Below are 18,265 nucleotides of genomic sequence, written 5' to 3'. Positions count from 1 at the left end.
GCGTGGACCCGAGCAGTCCAGAAGGTGGGTCACCAGGAGCCGGGTGGCCTTCGCGCCGGACGTGCGTGGTCCGTACTGGGGCGAACCCGCCGGTCCGGGCGGTGTTGTCATCATCGACAGGTGCCGCGAGGGTAACCCGACCGAGTGGTGTCACCGTGAGGACTGCACAGCGAGGAACCGGGGCAGACGTCGCCGCAGCGGGCACTGCCGTGGGCGGGACACCAGCGAGTGCGGTGGGCACATGCAGTGTGCCACCCGCGGGCACACCACGGGCCTCACACGCACACGTTCGGGGTCGCTGTGGGACAACACCCGCCATTTCGAGGAACGAATGGGTACCATCCGGCAACAACACCGGAACAAGGAGAGCGGGCTGACGTGTCCAAAGAATCCAACGAGCCGGGCATCACCACGATCCAGGACCGGGCGGCGGCGCGCGCGGCGCGCATCGCGGCCGACCTGGACAGCAACGCCCGCGAGCAGGAAGGCGTCCGCGCCCAGATCACCGAGCTGCAGGACCACTTGGCCAAGCTGGGCCGTGAGCACAAGTGGCTGACCCAGTTGCAGAGCATCGAGCCCGCCGAGAGCGGCGCGGCGGCCCCGCAGCGGGAGGCGGCCGGCACGGCGGAGGAGACGCCCGCGGCACCCGTGGCACCCGCAGCACCCGTGGCCGCCGTGGCCGCCGTTGATGTCGTGGCACCGAAGGCGAAGAAGGCACCCCCGAAGACGGCGACGAAGGCCGCGGGGACCACCGCGACCGCGACGGAGACGGTCACCGAGCCCGCGGTCCCCCGTCCGCGCGGAGGCCGCAAGAAGGCCCCCGCCCAGACCGCCGCACGGGAACGCGGGAAGAGCGCGGCACGGGCCCGCAAGCCGGAGTCCGGGACGACGTTGGTCAGCATCCTCGAGGAGATCCTGTCCACGAGCCGGGAACCCCGCATGGTCAGCGAGGTCGTCAACATCCTGACCGAACAGCACCCCGATCGCGCGGCCAAGACCCAGGTGGTGCGGAACACGCTGGAGGCGCTGGTCGCCAAGGGTGTCGCCGAACGGGCGCGGAAGCAGGGCTCGGTGTTCTACACCCCTGTCGCCCCGGCCGGGAGCACCACGGGCGCGAACGGCGGCGGCACCGGGGCGGCGAAGCACGAAGAGGCCGCGGAGCCGGCCGCGGCGACCGCCTGAGAGCGACGTGGGGCGGGGAAAGGACCCCGGAGCGGGCGGCTCCGGGGTCCTCGGCCACCGGTCGGGCCGGTCCGGCCGGTCAGGCGGTGGTGACGGGCGAGTGGAAGTAGTGGCCCTTGTCGAGGTCTTCGAGGAGGCCGGGGTGGGTCGGCTGCCAGCCGAGCAGTTCACGGGTCAGGGTGTTGGAGGCCGGGACGTCGAAGGCCAGGAAGGCGCCCAGCCAGGCGAAGTGCTCGGCCGCGGCCTCCGGGGCCACGGAGCGCACCGGGATGTCGAGGTGACGGCCGATCACCTCGGCGACGTCACGGATCGGGACGCCCTCCTCAGCGACGCCGTGCAGCACCGAACCGGCCGGGGCCTTCTCGACCGCCAGGCGGAACAGGCGTGCGGCGTCGAGGCGGTGGACGGCCGGCCAGCGGTTGGCGCCGTCGCCGATGTATCCGGAGACGCCCTTGGCCCGGGCGGTGGCGACCAGGGTCGTCATGAATCCGTTGTCGCCGTCGCCGTGGCAGGTCGGGGACAGCCGCACCACGGATGAGCGCACGCCGCGCGAGGCGAGTGCCAGCGCGGCCTGGGCCGTGGTCGCCCGGATCGACACCGGCGAGCCGTCGATCGTGGGCATGTCCCGCTCGGTCGCCACGTGCCCCGGCGCGAGGCCGGCCACGCCGGAGGCGAGGACGAAGGGGCGGTCGGTGCCGGCCAGCGCGTCGCCGAAGGTGTCGACGGCGCGGCGATCGGCCTCGCCCGCGTCCTGGAAGCCGCCGCTGAAGGCGATGTCGTGCTTGAAGGCGAGGTGGATCACCCCGTCCGACGCGGCGGCCGCCTCTCGCAGGACGTCGAGGTCGTCGATGGTGCCGCGGAGGACGTCCGCCCCGGCGGCGGTGAGGACGGCGGCGGAGGCGTCGGAGCGGGCGAGTCCGACGACCTGGTGCCCCGCGTCGATGAGCTCGGGAACGACGGCGGAGCCGATCCAGCCGGACGCGCCGGTCACGAAAATGCGCATGGGAGGAACCCCAGACTGTTGATGTCAGTTACTGTCATCGACGCTAACATGTGATGTCAGGTGCTGTCATCACGTAGGATCTGCGCATGGGTAGATGGGAGCCGGACGCGCGCGGACGCCTGGCGCAGGCGGCATTGGAGCTCTACAGCGAGCGTGGGTACGAGCAGACCACCGTGGCTGAGATCGCCAAGCGGGCCGGCCTGACGGAACGGACCTTCTTCCGGCACTACGCCGACAAGCGCGAGGTGCTGTTCGACGGGTCCGGCATGCTGCAGGAGCTGTTCGTGGACGCGGTCGTGGGCGCTCCGGAGTCGGCGGCCCCCATCGACGCGGTGGCGGCGGGCCTCGACGCGGTCTCCGAGATGTTCGACGGCCGCCGGGAGCACGCACGGCTGCGGCAGGCCGCCATCGTGGCCAACCCCGAGCTCCAGGAGCGCGAGCTGATCAAGCTCGCGTCGATGGCGGCCGCGCTCGCCGACGCCCTGCACCGGCGCGGCGTCGCGCGCTCGACCGCGAGCCTCACCGCCGAGGCGGGGATCGCCGTCTTCAAGGTCGGCTTCGAGCGCTGGATCGCGGCGGCCGAGGAGCGCGGGATGCCGCAGGTGATGCGGGACTCGCTGGACGAGCTCAAGGCCGTGACCGCGGGCGGCTGAGGCGGACGCCGTCGTCACCGGGACACCACCGGCGGCGCAGGCGGCCTCACATGCCGGGCCCGCCCCGGCCGCCGTGCTTTGTTCCGCGACCGACAAAGGACTGGTGCGGGTCCGCCGGGGGACGCAGGATGATCCCCATGCCTGAATCCACTCCATTCCACGACCTGGCGGCGTTCATCGCGCTGCCCCGGGTCTCCTCGCTGGCCCTGTCACCGGACGGAACCCGTCTGGTGACGGCGGTTCAGGAACTGTCCGGCGACCGCACCCGCTTCATCGGCGCGCTGTGGGAGGTCGACCCCTCCGGGGAGCGACCGGCCCGGCGGCTCACCCGGTCCGGCCGCGGCGAGTCCGCCCCCGGGTTCCTGCCCGACGGCACTCTGCTCTTCCTGTCCTCCCGCCCGGCCGCCGACCCCGGTGAGGGCGAGGACGACAAGCGGGAGGCGGCACTGTGGAGCCTGCCGGCGGAGGGCGGCGAGGCGTCGCAGCTGCTCGCCAGGCCCGGCGGGATCGACGGCTTCGCGACGGCCACCGGGGCGGCCCGGATCGCCCTGGCGGCCGGTCTGCTCCCCGGCGCGGCGGACGCCGAGCAGGACGAGCGGCTGCGCGAGGCCCGTCAGAAGGCCAAGGTCTCGGCGATCCTGCACGAGTCGGTGCCGGTGCGGTACTGGGACCACGACCTGGGTCCCGCCGTCCCCCACGTGTTCGGCGTCCCTGACGCCGGCGCCGAGCCGTCCGTCGTGGTGGACTGCGGCGCCCGCCGGATCGGCGACTCCGGGCACATCGCGGTCTCTCCCGACGGCTCGCTGATCGCCTACACAGCGGCCGTGGGCACCCTCCCCGACGAGATCCGCGACACCGTCGTGGTCGTGGACGCCGCCACGGGCAAGCAGCTGCGGGTCCTGGAGGCCCCCGACACCGAGTTCGGCGCCGCGGCCTTCACCCCGGACAGCCGCCGACTGGTCTGCGTCCGCGAGCGCCGGATCACCTGGGACAGCCCCGGCGACGTCACGCTGTGGCTCGCCGACGCGACCGACGACCAGGACCCCGGCCGCGATCTGCTGCCCGCCTTCGAGCAGTGGCCGGGTGCCCCGGTCGTCTCCCCGGTGCCCGGCGAGGACGGCACGCCGGTCGTCTGGTTCACCGCCGACGAGGGCGGGCACGGACCCGTCTTCCGGCTCTCCACCGGCAGTGGCGACCTCGTCAGGCTCACCGCGTCCGGCGCCTACAGCGACGTGGTGGCGAGCCCCGACGGGACCACCCTGTACGCGCTGCGCTCGGCCGTGGACAGCCCGCCCGCGCCCGTGCGCCTCGACGCCGCGGCGCCCGGGCAGCAGCCGGTGACGCTTCAGTGCCCCGGCCGACTGGCCGCGCTGCCCGGCAGCCTCACCGAGGTGCACACCACCGCCGAGGACGGCACGGCGCTGCGCGCCTGGCTGGTGCTGCCGCAGGACGCCCGCCCCGACACCCCGGCGCCGCTGCTGCTGTGGGTGCACGGCGGCCCGCAGACCAGCTGGAACGCCTGGCACTGGCGCTGGAGCCCCTGGGTGGCCGCGGCCGCCGGCTACGCGGTCCTGCTGCCCGACCCGGCGCTGTCCACCGGCTACGGGCAGCAGATGCACGAGCGCGGCTGGGCGCACTGGGGCGGTGCCTCGTACCAGGACGTACTGGCGCTGACCGACGCCGCACTGCAACGCGACGACCTGGACAGCGAGCGCACCGCGATGATGGGCGGCTCGTACGGCGGCTACATGGCCAACTGGATCGCCACCCACACCGACCGCTTCAAGGCGATCGTCACCCACGCGAGTCTGTGGAACATGTACAGCTTCGCGCAGGTCACCGACTTCCCGGCCTACTGGATGCGCCGCCAGGGCGACCCGCTGGAGAACACCGAGCGGTACGAGCGCGAGTCGCCGCACCTGAGGGCCGCGAACATCACCACCCCCATGCTGGTGATCCACGGCGACAAGGACTACCGGGTGCCGATCGGCGAGGGCCTGGCCCTCTGGAACGACCTGGCGCGCTTCGAAGTCCCGGCGAAGTTCCTGTACTTCCCCGACGAGGGCCACTGGATCACCAAGCCCAACAACATCCGCCTCTGGTACGCCACCGTCCTGGGCTTCCTGGCACACCATGTGCTGGGCGAGGAGTGGCAGCGCCCCGACCTGGTCTGACCCCTGCCACGCCTCCGGGGCCCGGCGACACCGGGCCCCGGAGGCGGTCCCGTCAGTACGACGCGTCGTGCGGCCGCTCGGGGTTGACCGCGTTGCGCCGCTGCTCCAAGCGGTGCATGTCCTGGGTCGCGCGGATCTCGCGGAGGAAAGCGGCGCTCTGAAGGGTCATCAGGGAGTTCAGCGTGTGCCGTTCCCTCGCCGGATTGGCCAGGCACATTTCGTAGAAGTGGGCCGCGCGCTGCAGGTCGGCGTACGAGGTCCGGTAGAGGTCGGCGACGCGGTACTGGGCGTACGGGTGGCCGGCCCGCGCGGCCGGCAGGAAGCACTCCAGCGCGTGGTCCACGGGGGCCCGGTCGAGTCGCACCAGGCGTTCCAGGTACATCTCGCCCAGCGCGAGCATCGCCTCGGGTTCGCCGAGTGCGGTGGCGCGCCGGTACCACTCGGCGGCCGTGTCGAAGGACTGCCGGATGCCGGCCTCGGGGCAGCCCTGGTAGGACAGGACTCCCAGGTAGTACGCCGCCCTGGGCGAGTCGGGGTTGCGACGCAGCCAGGGGACGGCCCCGGCCGGGTCCCCCTGGGCGAAGCGGACGTGGCCCAGCAACTCCCCCGCGAGCGCGTGGCCCTCGTTCGCCGCGGGCTCCAGGAAGAAGCCCGCGGCCGCGCGGTACTGCCCGCTGTCCCAGCAGTACCGGCCGATCCGGTAGAACTCCTCGGCCGTGGTGGGCTCACGTCCGTCCGCGGTGAAGTCGACCCCGTTCCAGAGCACCATGCCTCCGGCCCCCTCTCCCCCTGCTCCTGCACGCTACCCCGGTACAGCCGTGGGGTGGCAGCCACGCGGAGGAGATGTTCCCGCGGAACCCGGACCCGGGGAGATACGTCCCAGGGACATCGCGGGAATCCCCGCATCCATTCCGGGGGGCGTCATGAGACCGTTCAGGCTGCTGGGTGTGGTCTGCCTGCTCACCGCGGGGTCCGTCGGCTGCGGCACGGAACCGGCGGCCGACGACGTCGGAGCGCACACGATCACACCTCGTATGCGTCAGGTGGCGAAGGCGTGGACGGGCTCGGAGGCGGCCCGCGCGTGGCGGGAGGGCTTCTACCCGCTGGAGGACGTCGTCCGGCTGCCGGAGGGTGCCTTCCACAGCGGAGCGGACAAAGTCGCCTACCTGAGCCGCAACTTCACCCTGCGCGGCGCACTGCCCGGAACCCCCGCCCGGCACGGACGGATCCGGTGGACGAACGGGCGGTCCCTGCCGGCCACGATCATGACCGCGCGTCAGGCGTACGAGACCCTGGACGGCGGCGACGGGGCCGACCCACTGATCGTGGAGAAGGCCGTCCTCGGCCGGATGACCCTGAACACCAGCCGGGGCCCGGCCCAGGTCCCCGCCTGGCTGTTCACCCTTGACGGCTACGACACCCCGCTCAAGCGCATGGCGATCGCCCCGTCGAAGCTCCCGCGGGCCCCGGTTCCATCGCTGTCGCAGGCGACGGACAGCGGGTCGCCGCTGGTCGGACTCGAGTCGGTGGCCGAGGACGGCCGGTCCGTCACGGTGCGGGCCGGGCACGGCGCCTGCGACGACGGCCCGACCGTCGACGTCCTGGAGACCAGTGACAGCGTGGTGCTCGCCGGCGGCGTCCGGGGCGCCAAGGGCGGTCCGTGCACGTTGCAGTTGCTCAGCGACCCTGTGACGGTGCGGCTGGACCGCCCGCTCGGCGGACGGCTGCTCCTCGACGCGTTCACCGGCGCACCGGTCACGATGGAGGGCTGAGCCGTGCGGCGACCGTCTTCGGGCGCTGGTACTCGTGCAGGGCCAGCGTACTGAGGTCGGTGCCGTGGCCCGAGGCGCCGCGGCCGCCGTGCGGGAGCTCGGCGGTCTGCACGAGGTGGCAGTCGAGCCAGACCTCGCCCGCGTTCAGCCGGCCGGCGAGGTCGAGGCCCGCGGTCAGGTCGCGGGTCCACACACTCGCCGCCAGCGCCTGCGGTACGGCGTGCGCCAGCGCCACGGCCGCGTCCAGGTCCTCGGCCCATTGCACGGTGAGCAGCGGTCCGAAGACCTCCTCGACCACCGCCGGGTCGTCGTCGGGGAGGTCGGCCAGGATCCGGGCCGGGCGCCAGAAGCCGTTCTCCTCGCCGGGCCGCGGGGCGGTCCCTACCGGCCGTCGATCATCGCCAGCAGCGACGCGTGCGTCCCGGCGTCGGCGGCCACCAGGAGTCCGCGCCCCGTCCGCCCGACCGGGGCGCCGTCGATCCCGGTGACCACGCAGCCGGCGGCGCGGCACACGGCGATGCCCGCGGCGAAGTGCACACTCCCGGTCAGGTCGCCGCCATCGGTGACGTACGCGGCGCGCTTGCCGGCCGCGACCCAGGCCAGCGCCAGCGTCGTGGACACGACCCGGGGCCGGAACCGCTCGGCGAACACGGGATGGGCCAGCAGATCCACGGCCCGGAATGCGGGTGCGCCCGGAAACGGCGGATCCAGGTTGACGTCGACCAGCCGGGTGGCGGGGGTGGGCGCCAACCGCTCTCGCGCGCCGTCGTGCCGCACCCAGGCCGTCTCGCCGTCGGTGAGGAAGACCTCGCCGCCGAACGGGTCGGCCACCGCGGCGGCGCCGTCGCGCAGCGCCACGTTCACGGCCACCAGCATGCTGCCGACGGCGTAGTTGAGCGTGCCGCACAGGGGATCCACCAGCCACTGACGCGCGGCGCCCGCGGCACCCTGCTGTCCGCCCTCCTCGCCGAGGACCGCGTCGTCGGGCCGGGCGGCACGGATGACGCCGAGGATCGCCCGCTCCGCCGCCACGTCGGCGGCGGTGGCGAAGTCCCCAGCGCCCTTGTCGATCCGGGCGAGCCGGCGGCCGTACATGGCGCGCACCACGTCAGCGCCGGCACGCGCCGCGGCGGCCGCGACCTCGGCATCGTCAGGAGTCGTAGCTGAGTCGATCACGGCCCGCAGGCTACCGGGCGGGCCGCGCGGTCGTCGGCCCGATTGCGCCCCCGAACCCACTGTCGAGGCGACACGGTCGTCCGTACACTGACAAGTTGAAGGCATTCGGGCATTGTCGACGGGGGGAACCGCCATGTCCGAGGAACAGCAGGGCAATCCGTACGGCAACCCCTACGGCAATCCCTACAGCGGTCCGCACCACAACCCGCCGAGCAATCCGTACGGGTTCGTGATCCCGCCCATGCCTTCCACCCCGCCGCCCCCGCCCCCCGCGCCGGCGGACGGGCTCCGGGCCGCGGCGGTCGGGCTGCTCAACCTCACAGGCCTCGGACTCGGTTACGCCCTGCTGCGGCGCTGGGGCCTGATGATCGCGTGCTGGCTCGTCACCGGCGTGCTGCTGCTGGTGGCGCTGCCCGCCGACCCGGACGGCGTGCCCTCCGCAGTGGTCGTCGGCTACCTGGTCCTCCTCGTGCTCGCGGCGGTCCACGGCGCCTTCGCGGGCCTGCGGACCCGGCTGGCCTGGCCCACCGGGTCGCCGCCGGCGATCGCGCTGGGCCTGGTGCTGCTGGCCGTGCCCGCCGGGGGCGTCGTGCTGTACGACAGCGCGCGCGACGAGGCCACCGAGCAGATGCTGCTGGACCGGCTCGACCAGGCCGACCGGCTCGTCCGGGCCGGGGAGGGCCGGGAGTTCGGCACGGCGGAGGCCGGCTACCGCAAGGCCCTGCGCGCCTACCGCGACCTCAGGGCCGACCACCCCGGCTCCCGGGCCGCCGCCAAGGTGCCCGACCGGCTGAAGACGTACTACACGACGGTCGGCGCCCCCTATGAGCAGAAGGACTACTGCGGCGCGATCCCGGGCCTGACCTACCTGCGGACGGTCCCGGCGACCATCGGCAAGAAGGACCTCGGCACGCTGGCCGAGTGGCCCGACGACCGCCTGGCCACCTCGCTCTACGAGTGCGGGGCGCAGGGCATGGCCACGAACGCCACCGGCTGGACAGGGATCTTCGGCGATCTGCTCAACGGCTTCCCCGACTCGGCGCAGGCGGCCAAGGTCGCGCCGGCGATCGGCTCGGCCGTCGACAAGGCCGCCAAGGCCGTTGGCGGCTCGGAACCCTGCGCGGCCGTGGACCGGTTGCGCTCCCTCGGCACCCAGGCGCAGGGACTGCGGGGAGGCACGGCGGGCCTGGACGAGGCCGTCGCCAAGCAGGCCGGCCGGGCCACGAGGAGCGCCGATTCCGGCGTCTACGCCTGCGGCGTCGACCAGTACAAGGACGGCGACTTCGACGCGGCGGCGCAGACGATGAACACGTTCGTCGCCGGCAACAAGAGCGACGGACGCCGCGCGCTGGCCCGCAAGTTCGCCATCGCGGCGGAGGTCGCGAGCGAGGTGCCCGCGGCGGGCAAGCACCTGCCCACCCTGGCCTCCGGCGGAAGCATCTCCGTCACGATCAAGAACGACAGCCCGCACCCGGTCACCGTCTACTACACCGGCCCGGTCACCGGGAGCCTCACGCTCGGCGCCTGCGGCAGCTGCACCACGTACTCCCTGCTGGAGCCCAGTCTGCTGGGGTTCAAGCCCTGCCAGAACAGCTCCAGGCACTACCCCCAGCGGACCATCAGGCTGCCGGTGGGCACCACGTACTTCCTGCACAAGTCCAGCGCGGGCCTCGGCACGACCCCGGCGTCCGACACCGCCAAGCTCACGTCCGGCTACATCTACACCGAGTGCGCCTACACGACGAAGGCCCTGGGCTTCTGACGCCCAGTCACCCCCGCCGGAGTGTTCCGCCCCGTGTCACAGGGGTGCGGAGAGCCCGTGCCGGTAGGCGATCGCCGCGGCTTCGGTGCGGCCCGAGGCGCCGAGCTTGGCGAGGATGCTGGACACGTGGGTGCTGGTGGTCTTCTGAGAGATGAACAGCTCTTCCGCGATGCGGCGGTTGCTGTAGCCGCGGGCCACCAGCTCCAGCACCTCGGACTCGCGCGGGGTGAGTCCGAAGGAGGACAGCCCGTCGGTGCCCGCGGCGCCGCTCTCGGCGCGCGCGGGCGCCACGCCGGACGAGGTCTCCGGTACGCACGCCGGGACAACAGATTCGGCCGCATCGGCGACATCGACGACATCGGTCGTGCCCGTCAACTGCCCGATGTCGGTGAGGAGAAGGCCCGCGCCGAGCCGGGTGGCCATGGCGTGCGCGCGGCTCAGCCGGTCGTGGGCCTCGGCGTCGCGCCGCCCGCCGGCGAGCAGTGCGCGCCCCTCGCCGACAAGAGCCCAGGCCGACTCGTAGGCGCGTTCGGTCCCGGCGAAAGCGGCGACGGCGGCGGACCACGGACCCGGATCGTCGTCCCCCTCCGCGTGCAGCAACTCGGCCCGCAGCAGCAGCGCGTGGGCGGCCGAGACCGGCAGGACGGCCTCCTGGCGCGCGGCCGCGCGGTGCAGACGGGCGAGGACCTCGGGTGACGCGCCGCCGGGCGCGGAGCGGCGCGCCGCGCCCTCGACGCCCGCGGCGGTGCAGAGCATGGGAAGCGCCCAGCGGACCGGCCCGACGGTCAGTCCCGCGTCGTCGGCGCGCAGGAACTCGGCGCGGGCGTCGGCGAGCCGGCCCTGCCGTGCCGCGATCTCCAGCGTGCCGTGGCTGAGCGCGACGAGGAACTGCGCCTGCAGTTTCTCGGTACCGCGCAGTTCCTCCGCGAGGTCCAGTTGCGCCGCGGCGGCGTCCACCTCGCCGCGCATCAGCAGGAGGACCGCGCGGCGTGCCTCGAACGTCCAGCGCGGCAGGCGGGCGCGGGCGAGGGCGGCCGCCTCGTCGAGCGCCGTGGCGGCCTCGGCCCAGCGGCCGAGCGAGAAGAGGCTGAACGACCGGTTGGAGTGCACCCATGCCTCGCGGTCGGTCAGACCGAGCGAGCGGCACAGCGCGATGCCGTGGTCGGCCGCCGCCAGGGCCTCCTCCGAGCGGCCCATTCCCTCCAGGACCGACGGCAGATTCTGGTTCACCCGGCCGGCGATGGTGAGTTCGCCGAGTTCCTCGGCCCGCTCCCGGACCGCGTACAGCTCCTCGACGACGCTGCCGTCGGTGTCGGTGTCGGCGTCCAGCAGACAGCGCGTCAGACGGGCGTGCAGGGCCAGTTCCTCGGCGCCCGCCCGGGTCGCGTACTCCACGGCCTCCTCGGCGTCGGCCCGGCTGTCGGGTCCTGGACGGTGCATCGCGCCCCAGTTGGCGACGCGCACCAGCACCTCCGCCCCGACGACCGACGGCGGCAGGGCCGCGACCGCCTTCCGGGCGGTCTGCACCTCGTGCCAGCCGTCCCCGCGGCTCAACCCCTCGACCAGGCGCGAACGCTGGGTCCAGAACCACGCGACGTACAGGGGGTGTTCCGCCTCCACCGTCGAGAGGTGCTCCAGCGCGGTGTCGACCAGGTGCAGCGCTCGCTCGAAGTCACCGCTGTGCATGGCCGCGACGGTCGCCGTGGCGAGCAGGTGCTGGTGGCAGGGGCCCGCCTCTCCGGGCCGGTCGTTCGGGTACGTCGCCGGGAACCGCAGCGCGGGCAGGTCCGCGCGGTCCTCCTGGGCCACGCGGTCCCACAGGTGCAGGGCGCGCTCCAGCAGGAACAACTGGTCGGCGTAGGCGCACCGGTTGCGCGCCTCCTCGGCCGCCGCGACGCTCATGTGCAGCGCCTTCACGTCGTCCTCGGCCGCGTGCCAGTGCTGGGCCAGGCGGCCGGTCAGCTCCTCGGCCCGTACGAGGGTCGGGTCCGCCTCCAGCGCCTCGCCGTACCGGCGGTTGATCAGGGCCTGCTCGCCCGGCAGCAGGGTCGTGCCGACCGCCTCCCGCACCAGCGAGTGCCGGAACCGGTAGTCCGTGCAGTTCGGTTCGGGAACGAGGATCTGCGCGAGCACCGCGGCGCGCAGCGCGTCGATCAACGCGTCCTCGGGCAGGCCCGCCACGGCCTTCAGCAGGGGGTACCCGATCACGGCCCCGCCCTGGGAGGCCGTACGCACGACCCGCTGGCTCGCCTCCGGCAGCGCCTCCAGCCGGGTCAGCAGGACGTCGCGCAGGTCGTCCAGGCCCGTGCCGACGTGGTCGCGGTGGGCCCGGGCAAGCTCCTCCACGAAGAACGCGTTGCCGTCGGAACGGGCGAAGATGTCGTCCACCACGTCCGGGTCCGGCGGGGCCCCGAGGATGCCCGTGAGCTGCCCGGTGACCTCGCCGCGGGAGAACCGGGACAGGTCCACGCGGCGCACGGACCGGAGCCGGTCGAGCTCCGCCAGCAGCGGGCGCAGCGGGTGACCGCGGCGGACGTCGTCGGACCGGTAGGTCCCCACGATCAGGAGCCTGCCGGTGCGCCGGGTGCGGAACAGGAAGCCGAGCAGATCGCGGGTGGACGCGTCGGCCCAGTGCAGGTCCTCGATGACCAGCACCACCGGCCGCCGCGACGCCAGCCGCTCCAGGATGCGGGTGATCAGGGCGAACAGCCGCGTCACGTCGCCCTCCCGGTGCGCGGCCGGCACCGGGAGCTCGGCGTCCGGCAGGACCCTCGCGAGCAGCGCCTCCTGGCCGGTGCTCGCCGCGCGCACCTCGTCGCGGAAGCGCTGCCACAGGGTCCGCAGGACCTCGGAGAACGGCGCCAGCGGGAAGCCATCGCCCCCGACCTCGATGCACCCTCCGACCGCCACGACGGCCGCCCCGGGCTCACGTGCCCGCAGCAGTTCCTCGACGAGCCGTGTCTTGCCCACCCCTGCCTCGCCGCGCACCAGCACGGCCTGGGAGTCGCCGCCCTCCGCCGCTCGGGCGGCTCGCACCAGTTCGGCCAGTTCGACCTCCCGGCCGACGAAGACGGGGCTGACGGGGGTGCGTGCCGTAGAGGGGTTCATCCGGTCCAAGCAAGGGTGGTGATCGTGCCGTCTCCGCGCCCGGGAACTGCGCGGGGCCTGTGCGTGCGTGCCGCGGGGTCGTAAGGGTGTTCCCGTCCTGTCCCCCTCACGATACCAATGGCCCGGCCGGGCCCCGGCTGCCCCGCTCCGGCCGCCCGCGCCGTCATGCCGTCGGCCGCACGGCCCTGACCAGCGGACATGCGTCGCACCGCGGTCCGCCCGCCGGTTCCTGGCCCGCTGAAAGACGGTCGCGGCAACTGATGCGGGCGGCGGCTCGTCCTGAGGGGTGAGATCACGAGGACGGACGATCACAGTGGAACAGGCACGGGCGGGCGACGGCACGACGTCGACGGTCAGCGCGGCAGGGGACGCGAACGGGGACGCCTGCACCCGGCCGGCCCCGTCGCCCCGGGCGGCACGGGGGCGGGGGAGGGTGGCCGCCGCACTCGCGGTGGTGACGGCCGGCCTGCTGGTCCTCCACCGGGCGGTGCCCAACTCCGTGGGGAGGCTGGGCAGTTTACTGGAGTCGTTCCTGCCGTGGCTCGGCCTGGTGGTCGTGGTGCTGCTCGGCCTGGCGCTGCTGCGCCGCTCGGCCGTCGCTCTGGCGGCCCTCCTCCTGCCGGCGGCCGCCTGGACGTACCTGTTCGGCGGACTGCTCCTGCCCGCGGCGGAGCCCGGCACGAACGACCTGGTCGTGGTGCAGCACAACGTCAGCGACGAGAACGCCGACCCGGCGGGCACCGCCAGGGCCCTGGCCGCCGCCGGGCCCGATCTCATCGCGCTGGAGGAGCTGACGCACCCGGCGCTTCCGGTGTACGAGCGGGCCCTCGCCGCCGACTACCCGCACCACGCGGTCCGCGGCACCGTCGGGCTCTGGTCGAGGCGCCCGCTGACCGGCACCCGGGCGCTGGACATCAAACCGCGGGGGATCACCGGGGACTGGAACCGCGGCCTGCGGACGGTGGTGGACGCGCCGGGCGGCCGTGTCGCGGTGTACGTCGCGCACCTGCCCTCGGTGCGTGTCGGCCCGGGCGGCCTCGGGTCCGCCCGGCGCGACGAGAGTGCGGGCCTGCTGGGCAGGGCACTCGCCGCCGAGGAACTCGGGGCGGTGGTCCTGCTCGGCGACCTCAACGGCACCGTCGACGACCGCGGGCTCGCCCCGCTGACGACCCGGATGAACGTCGCCGAACGGGGCTTCGCCCTCAGCTATCCCGCCGCACTCCCGCTGGCCCGGATCGACCAGGTCATGGCCCGCGCCGGAACCGTCGGCCGGATCCGCGCCCTGCCCGCGACCGGCAGCGACCACCTCCCGGTCGTCGCCCGCGTCGCCCTCGCTCAGCCGGTGGCCTCCTGCAGCACCGGCGCGGTCCCGGCCGCCGTCTGCCGCAGGAGCTCCGCGACGTGGCGGATGTCGGGGCGCCCGGAGGTGCCGCTGCGGCTGGCGGTGCAGACGGTGCGGGACACGGGGTGGAGCAGGGGGTGCAGACTGATCGGGCCCGGCATCACGTCCGGGAGGGTCATGCGGGGCAGCAGCGCGGCTCCCGCCCCCGCCGCGACCAGCGCCGCCAGCACGGAGAAGTCGCTGCTGCGGGACCGGATGGACGGGACGAACCCCGCCGCGCCGCAGGCCCGCTGGATCATCTCGTAACAGGACGTCTCCCGGCCCGGCGTGAGCCAGGGGGTGTCCGAGAGCCGCGCCAGGTCCACGGTCCCACCGGGCGCTATCCCCATCCGGACGGCGCGGTCGGGGTGGAGCGCGAGCAGGACGGGCTCCTCCAGGAGCCTGGTCTGCTCGCAGCCGGCGGGCACGTCCCTCGGCAGGACCGTGTAGCCGTGGACGACGGCCAGATCGACGTCCCGGCGGCGCAATGTCTCCAGGGCCACGTCGGGCTCCTGCTCGACGAGCTCCAGGGTCAACGCGCCGCCGGACTGATCCCCCGCGCCGAGCACCCGCTTCCAGAGCGGAGCGATCAACCGGCGGGCCGCGGAGGCGAAGGCGGCGATGCGGACGACGCCGCGACCTCCGCCGCCGCGGATGGCCTCGAGATCGGACTCGGCGGCGGCCAGGTCGCTCAGCACGATCTCGGCATGGGACACCAGCAGTTCACCGACCGCGGTCAGCCGCAGGGTGCGCCCCTGCTTCTCCACCACCGGGAGCCCCACTTCCCTTTCCAGCGCGCTCAGTTGCTGGGAGATGGCCGGAGCGGTCAGATGCAGGGCCCGCGCCGCGGCCGCGACGGTTCCGTAGGTGGCCAGGTACTGCAGGATCCGGAGTCGTCTGACGTCGAGCATGACGATGTCCTTATTTTTCGTACCTTGACCATCAAGCATAGCCTTGCCCCGCACCGGGGCCGCGGTCAGGCGAGCGTCGTGACGACGTCGACCGGGTGGACCAGGGTGTCCCGGATGGCCGACCGGCGTTCGACGAGGGAGATGAGCTCCTCCAGCTCCTCGCGGGAGGCGTCCGGGGCGTCCAGCTCGACACGGACCCGGATCTGCTGCAGGCCCGGACGGACCTGCGCGTCGATACCGAGGAACCCCCGCATGTCGATGTCGCCTTCGAGTTCCAGACGGATGCCCTTGAGGTCGACGCCGCGCAGAGCCGCGTGGGTGGTGATCGTGACGGTGTAGCAGCCGGCGAGGGCGTGCAGCACGTACTCCGCGGGCGAGGGTGCGGTGTCGGTGCCCAGCGCCGCGACGGGTTCGTCGCTGTGCATCTCGAACTTCGCGACGCGCGTGCCGTCGCGCTCGCCGCCCTGGGTCAGTGCCCCCGTCCGCGTCGTGACCCGGTAGCCGCCCCGCGACGAACCGTCGACGGCGAAGGTGGCCCGGCCGAGTGCGGGACGGGCCCGGATGGTGTCGACGCTGTTCTGCAGGGCGTCGACGTCGATTTCATTGATGACGGTCATCAGCGCGGTCCTCTGTCGAGTGGGGGTGTCGTGGTGGTGGGGCGACGGGCCGCCGTCGATCGCGGCGGCCCGCGCACCGGGTCAGTGGGTCTCGCTCTTCCCGGCCTGGTCGAAGAACTTCATGGCCATGAAGCCGTGTGCGTAGCTGCCGCCGGCGCGCAGCGCCGCGGCCGTCATGACGGTCTCGGCCAGTTCCTGCTGGGTGGCGCCCGCGGAGTGGGCGGCCTTGGTGTGCGCCTCGATGCAGTACGCGCACTGGGTGGTCAGCGCCACGGCCACGGCCATGAGTTCGGTGTACTTGGCCGGGATGACGTTGTCGCTGCCGCGCAGGACCTGGGCGTCCCACGCCATGAACGCCTTGAAGGCCTCCGGGGCTCCGGCGCGTATGTGCTTGGCGTACTGGTGGTCGGTGTGCTCGTGGTAGGACACGATGCGCTCCTGTGCTGTCGACTGGGCTCGCGGGAAAGTGGACTGACGGCCGGTCAGTACTTGTTGCGGCCGGCCCTGACGCCGCCGTCGACGTCCCAGGTGGCGCCGGTGACCCAGTCGGCCCGGTCGGACAGGAGGAAGGCCACGGTGGGAGCCACGTCCTCGGGGGTCCCGACGCGGCCGAGGGGGTGGAAGCTGTTGAGCGCGTCGAGCATGGCGGGGATCTCGTCCTTGGGGACGAAGGCCTCGTAGATCGGGGTGCGCACCACAGCCGGGGCCACGGTGTTGACGCGGATGCCGTACGGGGCGAGTTCCATGGCCAGGTGCTGGGTGAGGGAGTGCAGGCCGGCCTTGGCCACGGAGTACGCGGAGGACGGGGTGGCGGCCATCGCCTGGTGGGCCAGCATGCCGCCGATGTTGACGACGGCACCCTTGCTGCCGCGGGCGATCATGTTGCCGGCGACGGTCTGGGTGATGAAGAAGAAGGCCCGGGTGATGGCCTGGTAACTGTCGTAGTCCTCCGGGGTGTGCTCCAGGAAGGTCTTAGGCTCGAAGATGCCGGCCGCGTTGACCAGGAGGGTGGCGTCCGGGTGCTCTTCGGTGAGCCGGGCGCGCAGACGGTCCACGGCGGCCGGGTCGGACAGGTCGGCGGCCAGGCCGACGACGTCCCCGAACGCGGACAGTTCGGCCACCGCCGCCGCGGCGCTCTTCTCGGACCGGCCGGTGACGACGGCACTGCCGCCGCCCTCCAGGACCTGGCACGCGGAGGCCAGCCCCATACCGCTGGTGCCGCCGATGACGACGACCTTCTGTCCGGTGAAGTCAAGGGAGTTGCTGGTCATGACAGGTGCTCCTAGAGGTGTGCGTACGGCCGCGGGCGCGGCTGCTGAAACGGGGGTGTCCACACGTCGGCACGTGCTCACGTCCCTCAGGACGGCGCGATCACTCCGTCGAGCCGGAGGACTCGTTCGCATCTCCCACGATGCGGCGCACGAAGCGAAAGGTCCAGTTAGTTGTTATTTGTCCATTGTGAAGAGGGACTGCACCGTGTCCGGTGAACTCCTCCGACCGTAGAGCGCCCCACGCGGCTCCGGTAGAGGATCTTGAGGAATGCGGATATAACCGGGGGCTATGGCCCCGAGGAGAGAATCGTGAACATCGAGGCGTTGCGCTACGCCCAGGCCGTGTCCCGTACGAAGTCCTTCAGCGCTGCCGCGCGGGCCTACGGCGTGACGCAACCGGCCCTGTCGAACGGGGTGGCACGGCTGGAGGAGGAACTCGGCGTCAAACTCTTCGAACGCTCGCCGCGCGGGGTCAGGCCCACCGCGCACGGCGCGCGGATCCTGCCGCTGATCGACCACGTGCTCGGCGGCCTCGACACGCTCGCCGCCGAGGCCCAGCGGCTGGCCCACCCGGCCGACGACACCGTCCGCGTGGGGGTGTCGCCCCTGATCGGGGCCGACCTCGTCGCCCGGGCCTTCGAGGCCGCCCGGGGCCTGACACGTCCACGCGACCTGGTGCTGCGGGAGGCGGACCTCGAACCGCTGCGCGGCGACCTCGAGGCAGGCCGCCTGGACATCGTGCTGGTCCCCGCCGTCCCCGGCATGCCCGCCTTCCGGCACCAGGTCATCGCCCGCGAGCCCGTGGTCGTCATCGATCCCGGCGCCTCCGTGACCGACACCCCGGTCGAGCTCACGGCCGCGGCCGGCGCCGCCTACATCCTCGGGCCCCCCACCTGCGGGCTGACCACGTTCACCACCGAGCTCTTCCGCAGCAACGACATGGCGCTGCACACCTACCCAGGTCAGGCGGCCAGCTTCCGGGCGGTGGACGAGTGGGCGTCGCTGGGCCTGGGCGCGGCGCTCCTGCCCCGATCCAAGATCACGCACGAGCACGCCAGTTGTCGCCCGCTGCTCCGGGCCGGGGAGCCTGTCGAGATCGCCTACGAGGCGGTCTGGGACTGCGACACCCCGCTGGGAGCCGACCTGGAGGAGTTCGTCACGGTGCTCGCGCGGGCCGCGGAGGGCACACCGATCGCCCGGGGCGCGGCGCCCCGGGGCGGGAGTGATTAACGCAGGTAATGGCCGGCGCCCGGCT

15 protein-coding genes and 1 pseudogene are annotated in these 18,265 nt (G+C 73.3%); 7 read left to right on the top strand and 9 right to left on the bottom strand.

Features of this window, described 5'->3' with window-relative positions; all coding sequences use genetic code 11:
• Nucleotides 1–378: 378 nt before the first annotated feature.
• The gene (locus tag ACFYXS_RS04395) at nt 379–1,182 is read left to right on the top strand and encodes a hypothetical protein (protein ID WP_389243734.1); all 804 of its coding nucleotides are present in this window, start codon (nt 379–381) and stop codon (nt 1,180–1,182) included.
• Between the two features lie 79 nt (nt 1,183–1,261).
• Here ACFYXS_RS04395 and ACFYXS_RS04390 read toward each other — a convergent pair whose 3' ends face one another.
• Nucleotides 1,262–2,185 carry an SDR family oxidoreductase gene (locus ACFYXS_RS04390; RefSeq protein WP_389243732.1) on the bottom strand — a complete coding sequence of 308 codons (924 nt, stop codon included), beginning with the start codon at nt 2,183–2,185 and terminating at the stop codon, nt 1,262–1,264.
• An 86-nt stretch (nt 2,186–2,271) separates the two neighbouring features.
• Between ACFYXS_RS04390 and ACFYXS_RS04385 the strand changes: the two genes are divergently transcribed.
• Entirely contained in the window at nt 2,272–2,838 is a 567-nt protein-coding gene (locus tag ACFYXS_RS04385; RefSeq protein WP_389243730.1) for a TetR/AcrR family transcriptional regulator, read from the top strand.
• Nucleotides 2,839–2,975: 137 nt separating this feature from the next.
• Nucleotides 2,976–5,012, top strand: a complete 2,037-nt coding sequence (locus ACFYXS_RS04380) for an alpha/beta fold hydrolase (RefSeq protein WP_389243728.1) — start codon at nt 2,976–2,978, stop codon at nt 5,010–5,012.
• 52 nt (nt 5,013–5,064) lie between these two features.
• On the opposite strand, the gene ACFYXS_RS04375 is transcribed toward ACFYXS_RS04380, so the two are convergent.
• Nucleotides 5,065–5,781, bottom strand: coding sequence for a tetratricopeptide repeat protein (locus ACFYXS_RS04375; RefSeq protein ID WP_389243726.1), 717 nt, complete (start codon nt 5,779–5,781; stop codon nt 5,065–5,067).
• 154 nt (nt 5,782–5,935) lie between these two features.
• Here ACFYXS_RS04375 and ACFYXS_RS04370 point away from each other — a divergent pair, with 154 nt between their 5' ends.
• Complete coding sequence (locus tag ACFYXS_RS04370) at nt 5,936–6,784, top strand: hypothetical protein (RefSeq protein WP_389243724.1); 849 nt, start codon at nt 5,936–5,938, stop codon at nt 6,782–6,784.
• On the opposite strand, the gene ACFYXS_RS04365 is transcribed toward ACFYXS_RS04370, so the two are convergent.
• Together ACFYXS_RS04365 and ACFYXS_RS04360 are read right to left on the bottom strand one after the other, a co-directional pair.
• Nucleotides 6,768–7,280, bottom strand: coding sequence for an aldehyde dehydrogenase family protein (locus ACFYXS_RS04365; protein WP_389244682.1), 513 nt, complete (start codon nt 7,278–7,280; stop codon nt 6,768–6,770). The genes ACFYXS_RS04370 and ACFYXS_RS04365 overlap by 17 nt on opposite strands.
• The gene (locus ACFYXS_RS04360) at nt 7,166–7,960 is read right to left on the bottom strand and encodes an inositol monophosphatase family protein (protein WP_389243722.1); all 795 of its coding nucleotides are present in this window, start codon (nt 7,958–7,960) and stop codon (nt 7,166–7,168) included. The genes ACFYXS_RS04365 and ACFYXS_RS04360 overlap by 115 nt, the downstream gene beginning before the upstream one ends.
• Before the next feature lie 133 nt (nt 7,961–8,093).
• Between ACFYXS_RS04360 and ACFYXS_RS04355 the strand changes: the two genes are divergently transcribed.
• Complete coding sequence (locus tag ACFYXS_RS04355) at nt 8,094–9,722, top strand: hypothetical protein (RefSeq protein ID WP_389243720.1); 1,629 nt, start codon at nt 8,094–8,096, stop codon at nt 9,720–9,722.
• Nucleotides 9,723–9,758: 36 nt separating this feature from the next.
• Here the strand turns inward: ACFYXS_RS04355 and ACFYXS_RS04350 are convergent, their stop codons facing one another.
• The gene (locus tag ACFYXS_RS04350) at nt 9,759–12,830 is read right to left on the bottom strand and encodes a helix-turn-helix transcriptional regulator (RefSeq protein ID WP_389243718.1); all 3,072 of its coding nucleotides are present in this window, start codon (nt 12,828–12,830) and stop codon (nt 9,759–9,761) included.
• Nucleotides 12,831–13,263: 433 nt separating this feature from the next.
• On the opposite strand from ACFYXS_RS04350, the pseudogene ACFYXS_RS04345 reads away from it, so the two are divergent.
• Nucleotides 13,264–14,160 (top strand): annotated as a pseudogene (locus ACFYXS_RS04345) (endonuclease/exonuclease/phosphatase family protein); the annotation flags it as partial.
• Between the two features lie 5 nt (nt 14,161–14,165).
• Here ACFYXS_RS04345 and ACFYXS_RS04340 read toward each other — a convergent pair.
• The 4 genes from ACFYXS_RS04340 to ACFYXS_RS04325 all read right to left on the bottom strand — a co-directional run bounded on the left by ACFYXS_RS04340 (nt 14,166) and on the right by ACFYXS_RS04325 (nt 17,010).
• Complete coding sequence (locus ACFYXS_RS04340) at nt 14,166–15,122, bottom strand: LysR family transcriptional regulator (protein ID WP_389243716.1); 957 nt, start codon at nt 15,120–15,122, stop codon at nt 14,166–14,168.
• A 65-nt stretch (nt 15,123–15,187) separates the two neighbouring features.
• On the bottom strand, nt 15,188–15,739 hold the full coding sequence (locus ACFYXS_RS04335; protein WP_389243714.1) for an OsmC family protein: 552 nt from the start codon (nt 15,737–15,739) through the stop codon (nt 15,188–15,190).
• 81 nt (nt 15,740–15,820) lie between these two features.
• Complete coding sequence (locus ACFYXS_RS04330) at nt 15,821–16,168, bottom strand: carboxymuconolactone decarboxylase family protein (RefSeq protein WP_389243712.1); 348 nt, start codon at nt 16,166–16,168, stop codon at nt 15,821–15,823.
• 53 nt (nt 16,169–16,221) lie between these two features.
• A complete protein-coding gene (locus ACFYXS_RS04325) occupies nt 16,222–17,010 on the bottom strand; it encodes an SDR family NAD(P)-dependent oxidoreductase (protein WP_389243710.1) in 789 nt (262 codons plus the stop codon).
• A 309-nt stretch (nt 17,011–17,319) separates the two neighbouring features.
• On the opposite strand from ACFYXS_RS04325, the gene ACFYXS_RS04320 reads away from it, so the two are divergent.
• Entirely contained in the window at nt 17,320–18,240 is a 921-nt protein-coding gene (locus ACFYXS_RS04320; RefSeq protein WP_389243708.1) for a LysR family transcriptional regulator, read from the top strand.
• Nucleotides 18,241–18,265 lie beyond the last annotated feature (25 nt).

Origin of the sequence: Streptomyces sp. NPDC002574 (assembly GCF_042889545.1) — a bacterium.
Classification (GTDB): domain Bacteria; phylum Actinomycetota; class Actinomycetes; order Streptomycetales; family Streptomycetaceae; genus Actinacidiphila.
Note: the sequence above shows the minus strand (reverse complement) of the source record. Positions and strands in the feature narration are given on the sequence as shown.

Coding starts and splice junctions, on each gene's coding strand:
- ACFYXS_RS04390 (WP_389243732.1), bottom strand. CDS start 2,185: ATGCGCATTTTCGTGACCGGCGCGTCCGGCTGGATCGGCTCCGCCGTC.
- ACFYXS_RS04385 (WP_389243730.1), top strand. CDS start 2,272: ATGGGTAGATGGGAGCCGGACGCGCGCGGACGCCTGGCGCAGGCGGCA.
- ACFYXS_RS04380 (WP_389243728.1), top strand. CDS start 2,976: ATGCCTGAATCCACTCCATTCCACGACCTGGCGGCGTTCATCGCGCTG.
- ACFYXS_RS04375 (WP_389243726.1), bottom strand. CDS start 5,781: ATGGTGCTCTGGAACGGGGTCGACTTCACCGCGGACGGACGTGAGCCC.
- ACFYXS_RS04370 (WP_389243724.1), top strand. CDS start 5,936: ATGAGACCGTTCAGGCTGCTGGGTGTGGTCTGCCTGCTCACCGCGGGG.
- ACFYXS_RS04355 (WP_389243720.1), top strand. CDS start 8,094: ATGTCCGAGGAACAGCAGGGCAATCCGTACGGCAACCCCTACGGCAAT.
- ACFYXS_RS04350 (WP_389243718.1), bottom strand. CDS start 12,830: ATGAACCCCTCTACGGCACGCACCCCCGTCAGCCCCGTCTTCGTCGGC.
- ACFYXS_RS04340 (WP_389243716.1), bottom strand. CDS start 15,122: ATGCTCGACGTCAGACGACTCCGGATCCTGCAGTACCTGGCCACCTAC.
- ACFYXS_RS04335 (WP_389243714.1), bottom strand. CDS start 15,739: ATGACCGTCATCAATGAAATCGACGTCGACGCCCTGCAGAACAGCGTC.
- ACFYXS_RS04325 (WP_389243710.1), bottom strand. CDS start 17,010: ATGACCAGCAACTCCCTTGACTTCACCGGACAGAAGGTCGTCGTCATC.